Origin of the sequence: Paenibacillus cineris (genome assembly GCF_018333335.1) — a bacterium.
GTDB classification, from domain to species: domain Bacteria; phylum Bacillota; class Bacilli; order Paenibacillales; family Paenibacillaceae; genus Paenibacillus_AQ; species Paenibacillus_AQ favisporus.
This window is the reverse complement of sequence record NZ_BORU01000004.1, coordinates 516,189-538,902: the sequence shown is the minus strand read 5'-3', so window position 1 is coordinate 538,902 and position 22,714 is coordinate 516,189. Positions and strand designations below refer to the sequence as shown.

General features: G+C 54.7%; 13 protein-coding genes. All 13 read left to right on the top strand.

Going from position 1 to position 22,714, the window contains the following annotated elements:
- Window positions 1-148: 148 nt before the first annotated feature.
- The gene (rpsF, locus tag KI379_RS29140; protein ID WP_076172488.1) at window positions 149-436 is read left to right on the top strand and encodes a 30S ribosomal protein S6; all 288 of its coding nucleotides are present in this window, start codon (window positions 149-151) and stop codon (window positions 434-436) included.
- 50 nt (window positions 437-486) lie between these two features.
- On the top strand, window positions 487-966 hold the full coding sequence (gene ssb / locus KI379_RS29135) for a single-stranded DNA-binding protein (RefSeq protein WP_076172487.1): 480 nt from the start codon (window positions 487-489) through the stop codon (window positions 964-966).
- A 21-nt stretch (window positions 967-987) separates the two neighbouring features.
- Complete coding sequence (rpsR, locus tag KI379_RS29130; protein WP_076172485.1) at window positions 988-1,260, top strand: 30S ribosomal protein S18; 273 nt, start codon at window positions 988-990, stop codon at window positions 1,258-1,260.
- Between the two features lie 326 nt (window positions 1,261-1,586).
- Complete coding sequence (locus KI379_RS29125; RefSeq protein ID WP_212985752.1) at window positions 1,587-3,422, top strand: sensor histidine kinase; 1,836 nt, start codon at window positions 1,587-1,589, stop codon at window positions 3,420-3,422.
- Window positions 3,415-4,935: a response regulator transcription factor gene (locus KI379_RS29120; RefSeq protein WP_212985786.1), complete on the top strand. Its 1,521-nt coding sequence runs from the start codon at window positions 3,415-3,417 to the stop codon at window positions 4,933-4,935. The genes KI379_RS29125 and KI379_RS29120 overlap by 8 nt, the downstream gene beginning before the upstream one ends.
- A 349-nt stretch (window positions 4,936-5,284) precedes the next feature.
- Complete coding sequence (locus KI379_RS29115; protein ID WP_076172481.1) at window positions 5,285-6,775, top strand: ABC transporter substrate-binding protein; 1,491 nt, start codon at window positions 5,285-5,287, stop codon at window positions 6,773-6,775.
- 91 nt (window positions 6,776-6,866) lie between these two features.
- Window positions 6,867-7,796 carry an ABC transporter permease gene (locus KI379_RS29110; RefSeq protein WP_076172479.1) on the top strand — a complete coding sequence of 310 codons (930 nt, stop codon included), beginning with the start codon at window positions 6,867-6,869 and terminating at the stop codon, window positions 7,794-7,796.
- A 27-nt stretch (window positions 7,797-7,823) separates the two neighbouring features.
- Window positions 7,824-8,744: a carbohydrate ABC transporter permease gene (locus tag KI379_RS29105; protein WP_076172477.1), complete on the top strand. Its 921-nt coding sequence runs from the start codon at window positions 7,824-7,826 to the stop codon at window positions 8,742-8,744.
- A gap of 39 nt (window positions 8,745-8,783) precedes the next feature.
- Window positions 8,784-11,087 carry a glycoside hydrolase family 3 N-terminal domain-containing protein gene (locus tag KI379_RS29100; RefSeq protein ID WP_212985751.1) on the top strand — a complete coding sequence of 768 codons (2,304 nt, stop codon included), beginning with the start codon at window positions 8,784-8,786 and terminating at the stop codon, window positions 11,085-11,087.
- A complete protein-coding gene (locus tag KI379_RS29095; RefSeq protein WP_212985750.1) occupies window positions 11,088-14,189 on the top strand; it encodes an alpha-mannosidase in 3,102 nt (1,033 codons plus the stop codon). It abuts the gene before it with no gap.
- A 99-nt stretch (window positions 14,190-14,288) separates the two neighbouring features.
- Window positions 14,289-15,608: a glycoside hydrolase family 125 protein gene (locus KI379_RS29090; RefSeq protein WP_212985749.1), complete on the top strand. Its 1,320-nt coding sequence runs from the start codon at window positions 14,289-14,291 to the stop codon at window positions 15,606-15,608.
- Window positions 15,605-18,721, top strand: a complete 3,117-nt coding sequence (locus tag KI379_RS29085; RefSeq protein WP_212985748.1) for a beta-galactosidase — start codon at window positions 15,605-15,607, stop codon at window positions 18,719-18,721. Before KI379_RS29090 ends, KI379_RS29085 begins: the two co-directional genes overlap by 4 nt.
- 694 nt (window positions 18,722-19,415) lie before the next feature.
- Window positions 19,416-22,160 (top strand): alpha-mannosidase, encoded by a 2,745-nt coding sequence (locus tag KI379_RS29080; protein ID WP_212985747.1) that lies wholly within the window; start codon window positions 19,416-19,418, stop codon window positions 22,158-22,160.
- The last annotated feature ends 554 nt before the right edge of the window (window positions 22,161-22,714 follow it).

The window sequence follows — 22,714 nt, the reverse complement described above, 5'->3', positions numbered from 1 at the left end:
TGGCGGAGAATCATGTGTGGAACAGGATCAAAACGGCATTGTACTTGCAATCATTGGGCCAATTTGATATATTAATATGGTGCGAGTTTAGACTCGTTCCTTGCTCCTGACATGATCAGGGGCCGAAGTCCATAAGGAGGTGAAACATATGCGCAAATACGAAGTGATGTACATTATTCGTCCTGACATTGAACAAGATGCTGTTCAAGCCGCAGTCGAAAAATTCCAAGGCATCATCTCCAACGGTGGAGAAATCACTAAGCATGAAGTGATGGGTAAACGCCGCCTTGCGTATGAGATCAACAAATTCCGTGACGGTACTTTTGTTCTGGTTAACTTCAGCGCCAACCCTGACGTTGTAGCCGAACTTGAGCGCCTCATGAAAATTTCTGACGAAGTAATTCGTTATCTCATTACGCTTGACGTTGTTGCTTAATATCCGTTTACGGAATTAGTGATGAAATTCGCTCAAAGGAGGGGACTCGATTGTTGAACCGTGTTATTTTGATCGGCCGGTTGACCCGGGATCCGGAACTGCGCTATACACCTTCAGGGGTAGCCGTAACGCAGTTTACGCTCGCTGTGGATCGCCCGTTTACGGCGCAAGGCGGAGAGCGTGAGGCGGACTTTATTCCGGTGGTCACATGGAGACAGCTTGCTGAGACCTGCGCCAATTATCTGCGCAAAGGCCGTCTGACGGCTGTAGAAGGGCGCATCCAGGTACGGAATTACGAGAATAACGAAGGTAAACGTGTATACGTCACCGAAGTCATTGCCGATAACGTACGTTTCCTGGAATCCAACCGTGAAGGCGGTGGAGGCGGAAGCACCCCGCGTGAGGAGCCTTCCTACAATGGAGGCGGTGGACGTGGCGGTAACAGCTACTCGCGGAACAATTCCAATCAGGATCCTTTTTCCGATGACGGAAAACCGATTGATATTTCGGATGATGATTTGCCATTTTAATAAGGAAAGGACTGAAACAGCATGGCTTTTAAACAAAGAGAAGGCGGAGACAACGATAAAAGACCGGCTCGCCGCGGCGGCCGTAACAAACGTCGTAAAGTGTGCTTCTTCACTGTGAACAAAATTACTCACATTGACTATAAAGATACCGATCTGCTGAAGAAATTTATCAGCGAACGCGGTAAAATTTTGCCTCGCCGTGTAACCGGCACTAGCGCAAAATACCAACGCATGCTGACGATTGCGATCAAACGCTCTCGTCAAATCGCATTGCTGCCATACACTACAGAGTAATCTGTATCATGGCGAACGAGAAAGCCAGTACCTTGGACATCCCAGGTGCTGGCTTTTTTGCTGTGATGAACATGTTCATAATTATTCCATTTGTCTTACGGGAAACGAAAAAGTTATCATAGGGGTATTGCTGCATCGAGCAGAGGCGGTAAGGTTGTAAGCGTACCCGTAGGAAAGGGCAGGGCGCAGCTTTCCATTTCCCGGGCAATTTCATGATCGTGAAGTTCCGGCTGGATTGATTCGCAAACGGGCTTCGTAAACAGCGTGTTCCTTAATGATCAACGAGGGTATGATATAATGGAAAAACGGCGAAAAGGGGGATTACGATGGGACTGGGCAGAATCTACAGGAATTATTTTAAAAATAACATGTTCATGAGGATTCTGCTGATTTTCACGATCATTGCCATTCTAACAATCGTGATTCTGTCCTATCTGATGTTCTCTTCCCTATCTCAATCGATCGTGGAGAAGGAACTCAACAACCAGAAGGCTGCGATGGAAAATGTCAGCCGTTATCTGGATCAGCGTTACCAATCGGTAGAGAATATTGCCAGGGATATGTACCGGAACGAAATGCTGTTCTCGAACATTTCTTTTTTGATGGAGCATCCTTATTCGCAATATGTACAGCATCGCATGGACCAGTTTTTTAACGAAACGAACAACAACTCGACGGACCCGCTGCAGTATTTCCAGCAGGTGATGGACGAAAATGGAGATATCCGCAACATCATGCTGTACAGTTCAGAGAAGCAGTTTCTGTCCGTGTTCAAGCCAAACAAGCAGTATAAGCAGCTGACGACCGATATGACCCACTCTTATATTCCGGACGTGATGGCGATGGACTATAAAGGCATCACCGCTCCAAATTACTGGATCCGGAAGGCGGCGGACCAGTGGGCGCCGGAGCTGTACGCCATCCGGGTACCGATCAATAACAGGCAGCTCAAAAATGCGGGACAGTTTCTCGTTTATTTGGATTCGGGCGGCATCACCGATGCCCTGACGAGCTATAAGGACAGCTTCAAAGGGGATATTGCGGTGCTTTCAGCGGATGGCAAGGTTTTGTATGATTCGGAAGGGAAATATTATGGAAAGACCTATCCGTATATGGATGTGACCGATTCGCTGTATGACGGTGGGAATACCCGCCCGGCTGAGGTCAGCAGCCGAATGTATATCAACAAGCTGACTTCGGCTGACAACGGATACGTCGTGATTGGTGCAGTTCCGAAAAAGGACGTGGAGGCCAGTTATTCGGGCATCCGGAAAACGATTATAACGATCAGCGGGATCTGTATATTGTTTGCGATCTTTTTCCCGGCCTTCTTTGTGATTAATTTCGCCAACCGGACGAACCGGATTATTAGAATTACACGCAAGGTGAAAAACGGCGATTTGTCCGCACGGATCGATAACCCGGGAGAAGATGAGCTTGGCCAGATTTCCCGAAGCTTTAACGACATGCTGGACGAGCTGAACCTGTATATCGAGCGGGTGTACAAAGCCGAAATTAAACAGAAACAAACAGAGCTGGTGGCGCTGCAGGCGCGGATCAATCCCCATTTTCTGTATAATACTCTTGAAGTGATTCGGATGCGGGCCATTTCTCAAGGGGCTAAGGATGTCGGGGAAATGATCTATAGCTTGTCCGTGCTCTTCAAAAGCCTGGTCAAGCAGAAAAAGATTTACACGCTCAAGGATGAGCTGGAGGCATGCCGCTTGTATCTGGAGCTGTTCCGGATCCGTTATAAGGAGAAGTTCAGCTATACGATCGATTCAGACCCGGCGCTGCAGGGCAAATCGGTCATGAGGCTGTCGCTGCAGCCGCTTATCGAAAACTATATCGTTCACGGTATCCAGACCAATCGCGACGATAATCATCTGGACATTCGGGTGAGGGAAGAAGGCGATATGCTGGTGGCTGTGATTACGGATAATGGCAAAGGTATCACGCCTGAGCGCCTGGCTGAAATCCATGAAGAGCTCGGGAAGCCGGAGGAGTCCGGCGAAATGTTTGGGCTGCGCAGCGTGCACAGCCGGCTGCAGTTTTTGTACGGTCCGACTTACGGGGTGGAAATTGACAGTCGGCCTGGAGTCGGTACGGTTGTCACCGTACGTTACCCTAACCGGGAAGGGACGGATGCTGAAGATGTATAAAGTGTTTATTGTGGACGATGAGCCGTTCATTATCGAAGGGCTGTACGATATTTTGGATTGGGCAGCGCTGGGACTGGAGATTGTCGGGCACGCAGAAAATGGACGCCAGGCGCTCGAGGCCATGGCGTCTACACCCGTGGATGTGCTGATTACGGATATTTCCATGCCGGTGATGGACGGCCTGAGTCTGATCGGCGAGGCTCGCAAAACCCGCAGCGACCTCAAGGTGATCATCCTAAGCGGATACAACGAGTTCGATTACTTGAAGCAGGGGATGAGGCTCGGTATCGAGAACTATTTGCTGAAGCCGATCAATGTGGAGGAACTGGAATCGACGCTCCGCAATACCGTGTCCAAGCTGGACAGTACGAGGGCGAGCGGATTGTACAGCGCTTTTGATGTGCAAATTTTGAAGGACAATACGCTCTACCGCTGGATGAACGGACAGATCGCCCCTCCGGAATTTATAGAAAGAGCCGATCTGCTTGGCGTGAACTTGGACCGGCCTTATATGGCCGTGGCGGTGCTTCGGACCGCAGCCGATGAGGCGTTGTTCGGGCAGGTTGACGATTTGCTGGAAGACAGCACGGAGCTGACGCTGTTCCGCGATGTGGATGGGGATACGGTCCTTATTGGAAGTCTGGAGAACCCGCAGGAGGGGAAGGCCCGTCTGATGACAGCACTGGAGCAGCTGGAGGCTGATTTAGCGAGGCAGGGCTGCACGGTGCATATCGGTGTCGGTTCGGCGGTGAGCCTGCCTGGAGAGGCTTCTGTCAGCTACAAGGAGGCCAAGCAGTCACTGGAGTATTTTATGGTATTTCCGGATCGGCGGATCATCGACTACACCAGCTTGGAGGAGAATAGCGGCGGCCCGGAGCGGCATATCGCCATCGCTTGGGACGAATACGCTAAGCTGATTCTGGCGAGGGACGAGGCCGGGCTGAATCGAAAAATCCAAGACGACTTTGAGCAGATGCAGAAGGCGGGACATATCCGCCCGGAGGATCTGCTGAACGCGGCCCTGGAGCTGGTGATTCGCTTCAAAATGGAGCTTGAGCAGATCAAGCATACGGATGAGTCGGATATATTTAAGAACGGCTTAGGCAAGGTCCGGGACAGCTCCTCGCTGCAGGATCTCATTACTGCTCTGCAGGAAGTGGCTGGAGCTGCGGTCCAGTCGCTGCTTCAGGATATGAAGAACCCCGTGGTGAATCAGGTGCTGGTCCATATTCACAATCATTATGCGGACGAACTGTCGCTGAAGACGCTGGGGGCACAGTATCATATTCATCCGGTGTACCTGGGACAGCTGTTTCATAAGGAAACCGGGGAAACGTTCGCCGAATACATCAACAAGTTCCGGATCGAAAAGGCGAAGCAGCAGCTGAAGAACACGAACCTCAAGGTGCAGGAGATTGCGCGGAACGTAGGCTACTGGGAGACCGGATATTTTTATAAACAGTTCAGGAAATATGTCGGGATCTCGCCGACGGATTACAAGGGGCTGGGTTGACCGGCTGGAGACACCCTGAATCAGATGAGACTAAACACCTACCATCTCATCCGGTTTAGGTTTTTTTTGTGACGTTTGATGCAGAAAAAACCTAATGAAAATGAAAGAAAAACAATAAAAGTAAGCGTTTCACTGAAAAAATGACAAATTTAGACAAAAAGAAAACCTTTTCTTTAATTTGTACACGGATTTATTTAGTTTATCTTCTTTTTGTAACGGCTTACATCCGTTAAGGTTATCTTAGTTAAACAAACCGAGCCGGAAACAATAAAAGAAAAAGCCGGTTTGGCCGCTTGGTGGGCAGACAGCTAGACAACATTGACTGCAACACAAAAAGGGAGGAACACACATGAGCAAGGGTAAGAAAAGCTTCTCGTTCGCACTGGCCATGTTGACGGCCTTCGCGCTTGTACTCAGCGCGTGCGGTGGGGGCAACAAAGACGCGGAAAGCAGTGGTTCCGGATCTTCGGGGAGCTCCGAGAAACCGGTAAACCTGATCTGGTACACGATCGGCACGCCGCAAAAAGACGTTGACAAGGTTATGGCTGAGGTCAGCAAGTATACGCAGGAGAAGATTAATGCAACCGTCACCATGAAAATGATCGACTGGGGCGACTACCAGCAAAAAATGCAGGTAAACGTAGCTTCCGGCGAACCGATGGACATTATGTTCACATCCGCAGGCGGATTCGATTACGTACAGAACGCAAGAAAAGGCGCGTTCATGGAACTCGACGATCTGCTTGATAAATATGGAAAAGGCATCAAAGATACCATCGATCCTGCTTTCCTGGAAGGCTCCAAAGTCGATGGACACAACTATGGCATTCCGGCCAACAAAGAGCTTCCTCAGCAAGAAGTATGGCGCTTCAACCAAAACCTGGTGGACAAGTACAAACTGGATACCTCCAATGTACGTTCCCTGGATAGCATTGAGCCGCTGTTGAAAGCGATTAAGGAAAAAGAACCGAACGTAACACCGTTCGCGATGGACAAGAACTACGTTCCTTATGTTCCTTATGACTACATCATTCAGAATCTGCCAATGGCTGTGAAGCTGGATACGACCGATTACAAAATCGTCGACATCCTCGAAACGCCAGAAATGAAGCAGGCGCTGACAACGATGCACAAATATTATCAAGCCGGCTATGTGGCTCCGGAAGCAGCAACAACGGGCTCCACTAGCGATCTGATGACTTCCGGTAACTGGTTCATGGACCGTGCGCAAACCCAGCCGCTGGCTGACAATACTTGGTCTGCAAGCTATGGCTATCCGGTTAAATCGACACCGGCAAGTGATGCGATCATCACGAACACATCGGTTCAAGGCTCGATCATGGCGATTTCCGCAAACTCCGAGCATCCGGAGAAAGCAATGGAATTCCTGAACCTGCTGAATACGGATCCGGTTCTTCGCAACATGGTGGATTCCGGTATCGAAGGAACACACTACAAGAAGGTTGACGACAAGCACATTGAAAACCTTCCAGAGGGCAAAAACTACGACATGCCGTCGTACTCCCTCGGCAACAACATGCTGCTCTACTTGAACCCGAATGACCCGGATGACAAGTGGGAGCAATTCAAGAAATTTAACGCTGAAGGTAAAGATTCTCCAATCCTGAGCTTCAACTTCGACAGCACGAAAGTAGCAACCGAAATGGCAGCTGTACAAAACGTGAAGGAACAGTTCTGGGCATCCCTGATGACCGGTACCGTTGATCCGGAAACCTACCTGCCAAAAGCGATTGCGGCCTTCAAGCAAGCCGGCCTGGACAAGGTCATCGCTGAAGCTCAAACTCAGCTTGACGCCTGGAAAGCTGCAAACAACAAGTAATGTAGAAAAAAATTCGGAAAGGATCGGGCGGGTGACTTAGCGCCCGGTCCTTTTTCAATGTATAACCAATCAATCATGGGAGGGAAACAGAATGGCCGCATTTTTCAAAAACCTCATTAGAAACAAAGTCATGCTGTTTATGGTGCTGCCCGGTGCCATTTGGTTTTTCTTCTTTTCCTACCTGCCGCTGGTGGGTACGATCGTGGCATTCAAGCAATACCGTTTCAACCGGGAAGGCTTCTGGGCCAGTATCAGCAAGAGTGAGTGGGTAGGTTGGGACAACTTTAAGTTCCTGTTCAGCACCAATGACGCCTACACGATTACGCGTAACACGTTATTGTACAACCTGGCTTTTATTATCCTTGGATTGATCCTGTCCGTAGCCATGGCAGTTCTGCTCTCCGAGCTGGTCGGCAAAACGATGGCGAAAATTTATCAGACCGGGATGTTCCTTCCTTACTTCCTGTCCTGGGTCATCGTCGGATACTTTGCATTCAGCTTCCTGAGCATGGACCGCGGGATGATCAACCAAATCCTTGGCTGGTTCGGCGCCGAGCCGGTTCAGTGGTATTCCGATCCAAAATATTGGCCGTATATCCTTGTCTTCGTCAGTCTTTGGAAATCCGTCGGTTATAACAGCGTCGTGTATCTCGCCTCCATCATGGGTATCGACAAATCCCTGTATGAAGCGGCCATGATCGACGGCGCCAGCAAGTGGCAGCAAATCAAGAACATTACGATTCCGATGCTCTCTCCGATCATCATTATCATGACGCTGCTCGCAGTGGGCCGGATCTTCTACGCCGACTTCGGTCTGTTCTACCAGGTTCCAAGAGACTCGGGTACGCTGTACTCCGTAACCAACGTTATCGATACGTACGTATACCGCGGTCTGAAAACAACTGGCGAAATCGGTATGAGTACCGCTGCAGGCCTGTACCAATCGGTTGTCGGCTTTGTACTCGTGATCGTGTCCAACTTTGTCGTCCGCAAAATCGACAAGGACAGCGCATTATTCTAAATCATTTTTTGAAGGGAGTGTCAGGTTATGGCGGAGGTCATTCAAAGAAAAAAACGGGATTTTCATCATGTTTCGCGCGGCGCGAACGCTGTTCTTCATACGATTGCGGCAATCTTTTCCTTCTTGTGCGTATTTCCTTTTCTGTTCGTCGTCATTATCTCGTTAACCGATGAAAAAACGCTGGCAACGGACGGCTACCGTCTGATCCCGGCCAAATGGAGCTTCGAGGCTTACAAATTCGTATTTCAAAGCGGCGACACGCTGCTTCGTTCCTATGGCGTGACGATCCTCGTTACCGTCGTGGGTACGCTCGTCAGCTTGATCCTGATCTCGCTGTACGCCTATGCGATTTCACGGAAAAGTTTCCGCTACCGCAGATTTTTCTCCGTATTCGCGATTCTTACCATGCTGTTTAACGGCGGGATGATTCCGACGTACATGGTTGTGTCGCAATTGCTCGGATTAAAAGATACCCTGTGGGCGCTGATTTTGCCGCTCGCGATGAACGCTTTTTATATCATGATCCTGCGTACGTTCTACAGCACCAGCGTACCGGAGGCGATTATCGAATCGGGCCGGATCGACGGCGCGGGCGATTTCTACATTTTCCTTCGCATCGTGCTGCCGTTGTCTTTGCCAGGTCTGGCGACGATCGGACTGTTCAGTACGCTAGGGTATTGGAATGACTGGTTTAATGCCTTGCTCTATATCGACAATCCGAACCTGGTGCCGCTGCAATCGATGCTGATGCGGATCGAATCCAGCATTCAGTTCATTCAGCAAAACTCGGCCAACAGCTCGCTCAGCATGGCTGCACTGCAGTCCATTCCGCAGGATACGTCCCGTATGGCGATGGTCGTGCTCGCTACGCTGCCAATTATTTTTGCATATCCGTTCTTCCAACGTTATTTTGTACAAGGACTTACCGTAGGTGCCGTCAAAGAATAATAAACAACATCACTTTAGGGAGACAGGAGAGAAGTCGAGATGTTGATTTACAAAGACAAGACGAAACCAGCTGTGGAGAGGGCCCGGCATTTGCTAGGTCTGATGACTTTGGAAGAAAAGGTCGGCCAGCTCGTGCAGCCGTTCGGCTGGCAAACCTATGAACATAGAGATGGGAAGATTGAATTAACGGAGTCTTTTAAGCAGCAAGTCCAAAATGGCGGTGTCGGTTCCCTGTACGGGGTGCTGCGCGCCGATCCGTGGACCGGCGTCACGCTGGAGAACGGCCTGTCCGCCAAGGAAGGTGCGGAGGCGGTTAACGAAATTCAGCGTTATGCCATTGAGAATTCCCGACTCGGCATTCCGATCCTGATCGGGGAGGAGTGCTCGCACGGGCATATGGCGATCGACGGCACGGTGTATCCGGTGCCGCTGCTGCTCGGGAGCACGTGGAACGTCGATTTGTACCGCGAGATGTGCCGCGCCGTCGCCGCGGAGACGCGGGCGCAAGGCGGGGCGGTGACCTACTCGCCGGTGCTGGACGTCGTGCGCGATCCCCGCTGGGGGCGCACGGAGGAGTGCTTCGCCGAAGACCCTTACCTGATCGGCGAATTTGCCGCCGCATCGGTCCAGGGGCTTCAGGGCGAGGCTCTGGACAGCGACGCGAGCGTTGCTGCGACGCTGAAGCATTTTGTCGGATACGGCAGCTCCGAAGGCGGACGCAACGCCGGCCCCGTGCACATGGGCTGGCGCGAGCTGCTTGAGGTGGACCTGTATCCGTTCAAGAAAGCAGTGGAAGCCGGCGCTGTGTCCATCATGCCGGCTTATAACGAAATTGACGGTGTGCCATGCACGGTCAACACGGAACTGCTGGAGGACGTCCTCCGCAAGCAGTGGGGATTTGACGGCATGGTCATCACCGACTGTGGGGCCATCGATATGCTGGCCGCGGGACATGACGTGGCGGAAGACGGCATGGACGCCGCCGTTCAGGCCATCAAGGCGGGCATCGATATGGAGATGTCCGGCGAAATGTTCGGCCGGTATCTGCTGGAGGCGGTCAGCCAGGGCAAGCTTGGCATTGGTGTCCTGGACCGGGCGGTGCTGCGGGTGCTGGTACTCAAGTTCAAGCTGGGCTTGTTTGACCGGCCATATGTGGATCCGGAGCGGGCTGAGCAGGTCATTGGCCAAAGCGAGCATGTGCAGCTGGCACGCAAGCTGGCGGAGGAAGGCATCATTCTCTTGAAGAACGAGAAGAATGCACTGCCGCTGGACAAGCGGGCGGGCACCATTGCGGTGATCGGTCCGAACGCAGACCACGGCTATAACCAGCTGGGCGATTACACGTCGCCGCAGCCGGCGGACAAAGTGGCGACCGTGCTGAAGGGCATCCGGGCGAAGCTCGGCGCCGAATCCGGCCGGGTGCTGTATGCGCCGGGCTGCCGGATTAAAGGCGATTCCCGGGAAGGATTTGACACGGCGCTGTCCTGCGCGTCTCAGGCAGACACCGTGGTGATGGTGATGGGTGGATCGAGCGCCCGCGATTTCGGCGAAGGCACGATCGACCTGAAGACCGGGGCTTCGAAGGTGTCGGACAACTCCTGGAACGATATGGAGTGCGGCGAAGGCATCGACCGCATGACGCTGGGATTGGCAGGCGTGCAGCTGGAACTGATTCAGGAAATCCATAAACTCGGCAAACGCCTCGTCGTGGTGTATATCAACGGCCGTCCGATTGCTGAGCCATGGGTGGACGAGCATGCCGACGCGATTCTGGAGGCTTGGTATCCGGGGCAGGAGGGCGGACACGCGGTGGCGGACATTTTGTTCGGCGACGTCAATCCGTCCGGACGGCTTACCGTATCAATTCCGAAGCATGTCGGCCAGCTGCCGGTATATTACAACGGCAAACGCTCGCGGGGCAAGCGGTATATGGAAGAGGACTCGAAGCCGCGTTACCCGTTCGGCTATGGCCTCAGTTATACGACCTTTGGTTACGATCAGCTCCGCATCAGCGCCGATTCGATAACGGAAGACGAAACGGCAACCGTGTCGGTGAACGTGACAAACACCGGCAGCCGTACCGGAGCGGAAGTCGTGCAGCTGTACATTTCAGATAGCGTGAGCGCCGCAAGCCGTCCGTTGATGGAGCTCAAAGGGTTTACGAAAGTGGAACTTGAACCGGGTGAGTCCCGGACCGTGGAATTTAAGATCGGCAGGGAACAGCTGCAGTACGTGGGCAGGGACCTGAAGCCCGTCGTGGAAACGGGGCTGTTCCGGATCCATGTCGGCAGACATGTAAACGACACGATAAGCACGGAGTTGGCCGTGCGGGAGGGTAAATAAATGGAACGGATCAGACGCTTTATCCGTGAATTATCGGACAACCGCTGGCTCGAGCAGACAGAGCTCCGCAGCTGGGACATCACCCGCTCTTACTACAAATTGCCTGGCGAATATGAGAATACGGCTCCTTACCCGGAAGGGAAGGGGCTGGCCTCTTTTCCAAGCAAGCAAGGAACGACATATTTCTTCCGGACCCGGCTTGAGCTGCCGGAAGGCTGGCCATCCGAGCCGTTCGGGCTCGTCTTTGCTTCGGGCGGAGAAGGGCTTCTGCGCGTCAACGGGGTTTCCTACCAGGGCCTCGACCGCAATCATACGTATGTAACGCTCGATCCTGCAGTGATCGGAGAGACGCCGGAACTCGAAATCGAGTTGTTTGATCCGGTTCCGGAGCCGGTCGATCCATTGAACCAGCAGGCCGTCATCAACCCGCCGATCACGTCGGTCACGAGCCTGCTTGTGCGGCCGAATCATGCGGTGCTGAGCCTGATGTATACAGTCACCGTCGTGCGTGACTCGCTGGTGCTGCTGCCGCAGGAAGACTTCCGCCGCGTGCGCCTGATGGAAGTGCTGTACCGGGCGATGGACCGGTTCGTGAACCTGGATGCGGCGGCCATCCGTGATGGCAGGGACGTTGCCGAAATCGAGGCGGCGCTTAGAGCGGACGTCCAGGAAGTAGGCGGCAATGCCGAGGGGCTGGAGCATATGGTCGGCCAGTCGCACATCGATATCGCCTGGCTGTGGCCTGTCCGCGAAACGGTCCGCAAGGCGAGCCGCACGTTCTCGACGGTCGACCGGCTGATGGAGGAATATCCGGAGTACCGGTACACGCAAAGCCAGCCGCAGCTCTTCGCCTTTCTGAAGGAAAACGATCCCGAGCTGTTCGAACGGGTCAAGGCGCGGATCGTGGAAGGACGCTGGGAGCTGGTCGGCGGCATGTGGGTCGAGCCCGACCTGAATCTGCCGAGCGGCGAATCACTGATCCGGCAGATGCTGTACGGCCAGCGGTTCTACCAGGAGGAATTCGGCCGGATGTCGAATATCGAATGGCTGCCGGACACGTTTGGCTACTGCGCATCGCTGCCACAAATTTTGAAGCACGGCAAAGTGGATTATTTCATGACGACCAAGCTCGGTTGGAACGACACCAACCTGTTCCCATACGATTTGTTCCATTGGGTCGGCATCGATGGAACGCCGATTTTGTCTTATCTGAACCATGGCGTGAACGAACACACACTGCCAAAGGATGTTCACGATCACTGGCAGTCCTATCGGGAAAAGGCGCTGCATCCCGAGCAGATGCTCTTGTACGGACACGGGGACGGCGGCGGTGGTGTCACCCGCGAGATGCTGGAGTACATCGACCGGTCCGATCTGATGGTCGGGCAGCCGGCAAGCCGTTACAGTACGGCGGCCAAGTTCTTCGAGAGCATCGAGCAGGCGGGTCCGGTGCTTCCGACGTGGCGCGGCGATCTCTACCTGGAGCTGCACCGCGGCACGTATACGACGCATGCCCGCAACAAACGCAGCAACCGCAAGGCGGAGGTGCTGTACCGGGAAGCCGAGCTGTGGAACACGCTGGCTGGGCCGAACATGGATGCGGCCGACCGTACAGAGGTGACGCAGCAGCTGCATGACGGCTGGAAGCTGATCCTGCTGAACCAGTTCCATGACATCATTCCGGGCTCAGCGATTACCGAAACGTATGAAACGTCGGATAAGGAATACGGCGAAATTTTCGCCAAGGGAGAACACGCCTTGAACGAAGGGCTGAACACGCTGGTGTCGGATATCGATACTTCCGGCAAGGAGGGCACTCCGTACGTTGTCTTCAACAGTCTCGGATGGAGCCGGAGCGCTGTGGTTCATATCGAAGCCGAACAAGGCGAAGGCGCCTTGGCCGCTTATGACAAGCACGGCACGCGCCTGGAGACGGACGCTGTCGAAGGCGGCATCTCCGTCCGGGTTCCCGACGTACCGGCACTGGGTTACAAAACCGTGTGGGTGAAGCCGGAAGCCGCCGTGAATGCTGACTCCGCGGGGATTCAGTCATTCGGCGATACGTGGGAGACTTCCGCTTACCTTGTGCGGTTCAACGAGCGTGGCGAAATTACCAGCTTGCTGGATAAGGCTGCCGGCCGCGAAGTCGTGAAGCAAGGGGAACGCGCCAACCGGTTCTACTTCTTCCACGACCGTCCGACGCTGTGGGACGCTTGGGACATTGACACCCGCTACGAACAGCAGCCGGCCGGTGAGGCGGAGCTGCTCGAGAAGCGGCTGGTTCTGGCCGGACGCACTAAAGACGTGCTCCGCTTCAACTGGAAGATCGGCCAATCCGAAATCACGCAGGACATGATTTTCTATCACCATGACCGGCGGATCGATTTCAAAACGCATGTTCACTGGAACGAGGCGCACAAGCTTCTGAAAGTGGGCTTTCCGGTCGATGTGGTCACCGATAAGGCGACCTACGAAATTCCATTTGGTTCCCTTGAGCGCGCCACCCACCGGAACACGAGCTGGGAGCAGGCGCAGTACGAGGTATGCGGACACCGCTTCGTGGACGTGTCGGAGCATGGATACGGCGTCAGCCTGCTGAACGACTGCAAATACGGTTATGACGTTCAGGGCAGCACGATCCGTCTGTCTCTGCTGCGGGCGCCGAAGTGGCCGGACGTGACGGCAGACCTTGGCGAGCATGACTTCACCTACTCCTTGCTGCCGCATCAAGGCGGCTGGAGGGAGTCGCACACCGTCCGTCAGGCGGCGGAGCTGAACGTGGACATGCCGGTTCGCCAGGCGGAGTCCGGTGCACAAGGCTCACGACCGTCTACGGGATCGCTGATTTCTCTATCCGGTGGGCATGTCGTGCTCGACACGGTGAAACCGTCCGAAGACGGAAGCGGCGTCATCCTGCGGTTCTATGAATCGACCGGTGGACGCGAACAGATCGAGCTGACATGGCCGGGTGCCATCACAGAGGCTTATCTGTCCAACGCGCTGGAGGAGCCGGCCCATCCGCTGCAGCTTCAGGAGGGGAAACTGCAACTGTCTTTTGCCCCTTATGAAATTAAAACCGTCCTGCTTAAGCAGGTTGATTAACGCAATATATAGAAGTTTGGTATAGATCGTATAACAATAGATGATTTGATGTGACATCATTACACTCTACAATTCAGCCAAGTAAAGGGGCGTATCGCTTTGGAACAATTCAGACTTCCTAAAATACCGATGCCGGCGCTGGAGATGCCGCAGGCGATCCAGGACGTAATTAAAGAAGCCGAGCAGAAGCTGGCCCACCGGCCGAAGCTGCTGCAGCTGTTCAAAAACTGCTTTCCAAATACGCTGGAAACGACGACTAAGCTGATGGACGACGGAACGACCTTCGTCATTACAGGAGACATCCCAGCCTCCTGGCTGCGCGATTCCGTGGAGCAGGTCGTCCATTACGTACCTTTTGCTAAGGAAGACCAGGATCTGCAGCGCATTATCGGCGGTTTGATCAAACGCCATGTTCACTACGTCTTGATCGACCCGTACGCCAATGCGTTCAATGAGTCGGCCAATGACTGGCACTGGAATACGACGGACGAAACGGACATGTCCCCATGGGTGTGGGAGCGCAAATTTGAGATCGATTCGTTGTGCTTCGTCATTCGTCTGGCGTACCTGTACTGGAAGGAAACCGAGCTGACCGATATTTTCGATGCCAATTTCAAAAAGGCCATGCGCGCCATCATCGACGTGTTCAAAACGGAGCAGCACCACTTCGAGAAGTCTCCGTACCGCTTTACGCGCAACAACGGCATCCTGACCGACTCCCTGCGCAATAACGGAATGGGCATGCCGGTTAACTACACAGGTATGATCTGGTCGGGCTTCCGCTCCAGCGACGACGCTTGCGACTTCCATTACAACATTCCGGGCAATATGTTTGCGGTCGTGGCGCTGCGCCAAATGCAGGAGTTCGCCGAGTGGGTCTTCCGCGATATGGACATGCTCGCTGAGCTTAAAGAGCTGGAGATCGAAGTCAACTACGGTATTCAGCTGTACGGCATTTACCGCCATCCGCAGTTCGGGCCGATCTACGCCTACGAGACCGACGGCTACGGCAACTACTGCCTGATGGACGACGCCGGTACGCCGGGCCTGATGTCCATCCCTTACTTGGGATACACAACGGCGAACGATCCGATTTATCAAAATACGAGACGGTTTGCGCTCAGCAAAGAAAATCCGTTCTACTTCGAGGGCAAAGCGGCCAAGGGCATCGGCAGCCCGCACACTCCCGAGGGCTATATCTGGCATATGGCCTTGTCCATGCAGGGATTGACCGCGCAGACGGCTGAAGAGAAGCTGGAGATGATCGCCATGCTGGAAGCGACCGATGCGGATACAGGTTTCATGCATGAAGGGTTCCACGCTGACGATCCGACCACTTTTACGCGAAAATGGTTCGCCTGGTCTAACAGCCTGTTCTCCCAGCTCGTGTATAAGGCCATGAAGGACGGTCTGCTATGAGCCGGCATATCATCATTCTATGCGATCCGGATTTCCCGGCTGCGGGCAAGCTCCCGCAGGCCGGAGACTTCCAGCATGCCGCAGAAGTGGCGGTCGTTCGCGCCGAAGAACTGGCTGACGCGCTTCGCGGAGTGGATCAAGGTTGTTTTGTCAATTTGCACGCGCCTTATTTTCCAAAGACTGCCTGGACGGAAATTTCCGCCTTCCTGCATCGGGGAGGCAGCCTGATCAGTGCAGGCGGGGCGCCTTTTAAAATTCCTGTGGTACGGGATAACGGGTCCTGGGTGTCGGAGACCGAGCAAACCGCCTATCATCAGGAACTCTATATTCACGAAGCGCTGCGGGTTGACACAAGTAAAGTCACGAAACTCGCCGTTTCGGACCGCATCCCGCTGCTGAACGGCCAAGAAGGTCTGTTTGAGCTGGCAGATGCCTGGAACCTGGTACCGCATACGACCAAAAGCGCCGATTTACCGCAGCAGATGGGCTCAGCCGGCCCGATGAGCACGCAGATCTATCCGCTGCTTACCGGCCTCAGCGCCGAAGGGCGCGAGATCGCCGCGCCGATCGTGCTGTGGGAGAACTCCCGCGTGACGTTCGCCGGCTCGCGCTGGATGTTCGTGTTCCTGCCGCTGACCGAAGCGTTCTGGAGCGGGAAGGGTGCTGCGCACCTGATCGACTGGGCGCGTTTCTGCGCCCGGGGCGTGACCGAGCTGTCGCTGAAGCCGAATTATGCTTCGTACGAAGCCGGGGAACACGCCGTGCTGACGCTGCAGACGCAGATTTTGCAGCGCGGGGAATCGCGCAGTGCGGCGCCTGAGCTGTGGAGCTTTGAGCTGGAAGTAAGCCATGAGGGCGGACGCGGAGAGGCCTGGACCCACCGGTTCCAGACGCAGGTGACGAAGGAGCAGAACTTCGTGCGCATTCCGGTGCCTCTGGCCTTGAAGAGCGGGCTGTACCGCATCGTGTGCCGCGCAGAGGGACCGGACGGCGAGATTCGCATGCTGCGCCAGGGCTTCTGGGGCCGTGACGACCTCCTTCTGGCCGAGGGCTCGCCGATTACCCGCAGCCGCGACTATTTCATCAAAGACGGGCGGCCGCTGCCCGTTGTGGGCATGACGTACATGACCTCCGACGTGGCGCGTAAGTTCCTCTTCCTGCCGAACGTGGACGTATGGGAGCGGGACATGGCCCAGATGGCCAAAGCGGGCATCAACTGGATCCGCACCGGCGTCTGGACGGCTTACCGGAATATTATGCAGGTCGACGGCCATGCCTCGGAGGAAGTGCTGCGCGCGATCGACGCCTTCTTCCTGACAGCCAAGCGCCATGGCCTGCAGGTGACCTTTACGTTCTTCTCCTTTACGCCGGAGACGTGGGAAGGGCTGAACCCTTATCTCGACCCGCAGAGCGTCGAGGCCCAGAAACGCTTCATCCGCAGCATCGTCAGCCGCCACACGGCCACGACGCATGTGGACTGGGATTTGATTAACGAACCGTCGATGTTTGATCCGCCGCGGATTTTCTCGGAGGGACCGCGTTCCGCCCGGGATCCGTTTGAGCACCAGGCGTTCGTGGAGTGGCTGGAGCGCCGTCACGGCGATATCCGCAGCCTCCAGGAAGCATGGAACATGACACCGGACCAGCTGCCCGACTTTGCTTCGGTATCCATTCCGGAAGCGGAAGAGATCAACTTCGACGTGCAGGATATGCACAAAGCCAAGAAGGGAACGAGATGGCTCGATTACTGCCTGTTCTCGATGGATATGCACAACCGGTGGGCGGAGCAGCTCGTCGGCACGATCAAGGAGCTGTGCCCTGACCATTTGGTGACCGTCGGGCAGGACGAAGCGCTCGGCGCCCAGCGCCCATCTCCGTTCTTCTATGAGCAGGCCGTCGATTATACGACGGTGCACTCCTGGTGGCTGAACGACTATCTGGTATGGGACGGCATTTTCACCAAAACGCCGGATAAACCGAACCTGGTTCAGGAAACCGGCATTATGTACGTAGAAACGCCGGACGGCCGCGCCAAGCGGTCCGAAGCCGAGCTGCGCAGCATTCTGGAGCGGAAATACGCCTACGCCTTCTCTACCGGGGGGGCCGGTGCGATCCACTGGATCTGGAATACGAACTTCTATATGGACAACGCCAACGAATCGCATATCGGAGCCCTCCGCGCCGATGGCACGGAGAAGCCGGAAGCGGACGTATCCTACGACTTTGGACGCTTCATCGCGGCCACGCGGGACTTGTTTACGGACCGGGAGCTCGAGGACATCGTCGCCGTCTTCCCGTACTCCAACGACTTCTCGAACCGCGCATTTGCGTTCCAGTCGACGACGCGGCTGACCCGGCTGCTGGCCTATGACCTGAAGCTGCCGTTCCGTGCGGCGTCGGAATACCATCTGGACGCGCTGCGGCAGAAGGCGCCGAAGCTGATCCTGCTGCCGAGCCCGCATAACATGGACAGCCGGGCGCTGGACGAGCTGCTGGAGCTCGTCAAGGAGACCGGCGCGACGCTGCTCGCCACCGGCCCGCTCGGCCTGGACGCCTACTGGCGTCCGACGACGCGCCTCGACGCCGTCCTCGGCGAGCGCCGGCTTGCCAATGTGCGCCGGGAGGAAATGCTCGGCGTGAATGGCCGTCTGCTGCCGGTATCCTTTGGGCACCGTCGGATCGCCGAGGTGGCGAAGGAAATCCCGGCCGCAGGGACCGGCGCAAGCATGGACGCGCTCGTGGACGTGCCGCTGGGCAAGGGCCGGCTCATCTGGAGCCCGCTGCCGCTCGAGCTGAACGGCCGGGACGAGCCGATCCTTGAGCTGTACCGGTACGCGGCTGCCGCAGCCGGCGTGGAGCGTGAGCTCGAGTGGTTGGCCGGCGGGGACCTGCCGGGCGTGTACGGCCGGAAGCTCAGCTTCAAGGACGGCAGCTTGTACGTGTTCGTCTCCGAGTACGGCTGGGATGCCCCGGTACAGGTCAAGGACCCGCAGACCGGAGCCGTCTACAGCTTTACGCTCGAGAGCGACCGCAGCGTGTTGTTTGCCGCCGACCGGGAGGGCCGCATTACGGCCGTGTACCGGCCGGACGAGGTTGACATCCAAGTAGATTAAACACGTTGAGTTGATTTGTACAATAAAGGGGTAGGCGATCGTCAGGAACTTTTGCAAAGGTGGAGCCATCGGGGCAAACGGGATGGGCATCAAACCAATCCTTGCAGGGCAGGGGGAAAAGGATAATTTTGGTGCTGGATCCAGGGATCCTGCCCCTTCTCACTGCCGTATCGGAGGTAAGGTTTATGTCCACTGTGAATGGACAGTTGTTTTTAGGGGCCGGTGTTATTCCGGCAGGAAGCCCGCAGTCTTATTGGGCTAAAGGCATTTTGGCAGCAATAGCCGGCTTTTGAATGTTGGGCCCATGGCGTCCTCCTATTTGGGGAGTTCTTTGGGATTGATCACCAAAACTGGGCAATCGGCAGGGGTTTTTTATAAACTTTTAATCGAAGGTTCAGGCCTGCAGAAATCGTCTGATGTACGGATCGCCAAATTTTTTTCTTCTATTATATATAGGTTATATTTCAGACTTACTTTGAATGTTAATTTGTACGCGATGGATGGACACTTGCGGAAGGAGATGATGATGTCCGTAAGTCATCCATGCCAGCATCCGGCCATCTATGACAGTGCAAATTTATCCAGGGCAGGGTTTGGCTATAAGCTGGACCTTAGCCCAATATGTTGATCTGCAAGCAGGGGATGAGAGTTCCGATCAGGAACAAGCCGCCCAAGGAAAGGAGACCCGATTTCTATGTCAAACAAGCCGAAACGAAAGGCGCATATCATCTCCCATACTCACTGGGACCGGGAATGGTATTTGCCCTATGAAAAACATCATGTCCGTCTCATCCGTCTGATGGACGTGCTTATGGATACGTTGGAGAACGATACGGAGTACAAGAGCTTTTACCTGGACGGGCAAACGATCATTCTGGAGGATTACCTTCAGGTGCGTCCCGAGCAGAAGGAACGGCTTGAAAAATACATCCGCGAAGGCCGCATTTTCATCGGCCCGTGGTATATTCTGCAGGATGCGTTCCTGACCAGCGGCGAGGCCAACATCCGCAACATGCAAATCGGCCATAAGGACGCCCGCCGTTACGGACAAATTTCCAAGGTGGGATATTTCCCCGACACCTTTGGCATCGTCGGCCAGGCGCCGCAGCTGATGCGCCAATCCGGCATCGATAACGCCTTGTTCGGCCGCGGCGTCAAGCCGACCGGCTTTAACAATACGGTTGCCGATTCTGAATATGAATCTTCTTTCTCGGAGCTCATCTGGGAAGGTCCGGACGGCTCCAAGGTGCTCGGCATTCTGTTTGCCAATTGGTACAGCAACGGCAACGAAATTCCGACCGATCCCGAAGAGGCGAAGGCGTTCTGGGACCGGAAGCTGGCGGACGCGGAGAAGTACGCGTCGACGCCGGAGCTTCTCTTCATGAACGGCTGCGACCACCAGCCGATCCAGACCGATTTGGCTGAGGCGCTGGAGACTGCGCGCAAGCTCTACCCGGACACGGAGTTCGTTCACTCGAACTTCCCGCAGTATTTGGAATCGGTCAAAGGCCATCAAGAGAACGAGCTGTCCGTCGTTCGCGGCGAGCTTCGGAGCCAGCGGACCGACGGATGGGGGACGCTTGTGAACACGGCGTCTGCCCGCGTATATCTCAAGCAGATGAACCAGCATGGCCAGGCGCTGCTGGAAAAGGTAGCCGAGCCGCTGGCGGCGTATGCCCACCTGACCGGTCAGGCCTACCCGCATCATCTGTTTACGTATGCATGGAAAACGCTGATGCAGAACCATCCGCATGACAGCATCTGCGGCTGCAGCGTCGATGAGGTTCACCGCGAGATGGTAACCCGCTTTGCGAAGAGCCGCGACGTGGCGGAATCGATCATTTATGACAGCAAGCGGGCGGTGGCCGATGCGGTGGATACGTCATCCTTCGCGCAGTATGGCGAAGATGCGCTGCCATTTGTGGTGTTTAACACCACCGGATGGGAGCGGACCGGCACCGTATCCGTCGAGCTGGACGTACAGCGGATTTACTTCCGCGACGGCATCCCGCTAGACGAAATCAGCCGCCGGATTCAGGCGCTCGAGCTTGGTGAGCGCGTGGTGCTGGACCCAAGCGGAAAGCCAGTGCCTTTTACGCTCGAGGATCTGGGCCAGCGCTTCGGCTACGATCTGCCGGATGACCGGTTCCGTCAGCCATATATGGCGCGTGCCGTGCGAATTACGCTGCAGGCTAACGCCGTTCCGGCGCACGGGCTCCGGGCGTACGCACTCGTGTCCGGACAGGCAGCGGCGCAGCACTCGGACAATGCTTCAGTATCGCTGATCACCGGGAACAACGTGATGGAAAATAGCATCCTGCGGGTAGCGGCCGAGCCTAACGGAAGCCTTACAGTAACCGACAAGCGAAACGGACGCGAATACCGTGACCTGCTCGTTTACGAGGATACCGGGGACATCGGCAACGAATACATGTACAAGCAGCCGGAAGGCGAAGCTCCGCTGACGACGCGCGATCTGCAAGCATCGATCCGGGTTGTGGAAGATACGCCTTACCGCGCTACGCTCGAAATCGTTCATGACTGGGAGGTACCGGCATCGGCGGATGAGCTTCTTCAGAAGGAGCAGATCGAAGTGGTCTACTATCCAGAGCGCAAGGCTCAACGGGTGAAAGAAACCGTGCCGATGAAGATCCGTACCCTGGTACGTCTGGAGAAGGACGGCAAGGGCGTTAAAGTGGAGGCCTCGTTTAACAACCAGGCGAAGGATCACCGCGTCCGCGCATTGTTCCCGACTGACATTGAAGCCAGCCGGCACCGCGTGGACTCCATGTTTGAAATCGTGACACGGGATAATCAGCCCGCGATTGAATGGCAGAATCCGAGCAACGCCCAGCATCAGCAGGCTTTTGTCGATGTGAGCGGGGAGACAGCCGGCCTGGCGGTAGCCAACCTCGGCTTGAACGAGTATGAAGTGCTGCGGGACGGCCGGAATACCATCGCGGTCACGCTGCTGCGTTCGGTCGGAGAATTGGGCGACTGGGGCTGGTTCCCGACGCCGGAGGCTCAATGCCTTGGCGAACATGCCGTTCAGCTTGAAATCATTCCGCATGACGGCAGCGGGGAGGAGTCCGGAGCTTACGCGGAAGCCTACCAATTCCAAATTCCGTGGACAAGCGTGCAAACCGGAATTCATACCGGCGATCTGTCTGCGGTACATGCTCCTTTTGCCTGGAGCGGTGAGGGAGTCGCCTTCTCGGCATGGACCGTTAACGAGGATTCCGGAGATCATATGCTTCGTTGGTACAACATGAAACAGCAGCCTGCCAGCCTTCGGTTGGAATGGCCTCAATCGGTGAGCCGTGCATATAAAACGACCATTCTGGAAGAGACGGAAGGCGCTTCGGTAGAACAGCTGTCTGAGTCTTTGGAGCTGGAAGCGGGACCTTGCGAAATCGTAACGATAGGTATTGAGCGCTAGTATGTTTAATTTTGTGGAATAATTTGGTCATCATAGATTTATTCAAAAAGTGATTTATAATAGGGGTGTGAGGGGGGGCTTTTCCCCCTCGGGCAACCCCGGCTCCTTGACAATATAAATATTGTAATTCCCATCTATTTACCAGAATTACCAGCTATTTTTATAATTGACAGATGATTTATGTTCCAGTAAATTTGAACGTAATCAATTGTTGATTTGCAAGAGATGACGCGGAAGATTCCTATGCTGTTAGCCTGTGACTGCCATAATTTGCAAGAAACCTCGCTATTATGTCACAGAACCTAACATGCATTTTTATGTATTCTCAATGTAAGCGGTTTATACTTTGAACATTTTGAAAACTTGGATATTCCAGACGTCAAACCTTCCTGTTTTTAACATTTAAATTTGGTGAAAACGGATCGCCTCTTTCATCAAAATCCCATTGATACAGCTAATATTCAGCCATTTTAAAAAATATATTAAAACCGCCTAAAAAAAATATTGACGTGATATTAATTTACACGTATTATTTACATTAAATTTATTAGGAA